This window comes from Stenotrophomonas sp. SrG (genome assembly GCF_050031795.1).
GTDB lineage: Bacteria > Pseudomonadota > Gammaproteobacteria > Xanthomonadales > Xanthomonadaceae > Stenotrophomonas > Stenotrophomonas rhizophila_A.
The window spans coordinates 1-232 of record NZ_JBNBBE010001605.1; the positions used below are offsets into that span (position 1 = coordinate 1).

Annotated in this window: 1 pseudogene; it reads left to right on the forward strand. The window is 60.3% G+C overall.

The features are described 5' to 3' along the window. Positions 1-31: 31 nt before the first annotated feature. Positions 32-232 (forward strand): annotated as a pseudogene (locus tag ACQG3P_RS24785) (Na+/H+ antiporter); the annotation flags it as partial.

Below are 232 nucleotides of genomic sequence, written 5' to 3' on the forward strand. Positions count from 1 at the left end.
AATCCGCGATCAGCTCATCCCTGTGTTGATAATGCTGAAGTTAAAAATACACGGAAACCTCTTCGAGGTGCTGGGCGAGCAGCTGCCGGGCATCGTGGACCGCGCCATGACCAAGGTGAGCGAAAGCGGGCACCAGAGTGCGTGGTTGCTGCTCGAGTACGTGGGGGTGATCAACCAGTCCCTGGTGCTGCTGCGCCTGGCCTGGGTATGGCTGTCGCAGCGCTGGAGCGTG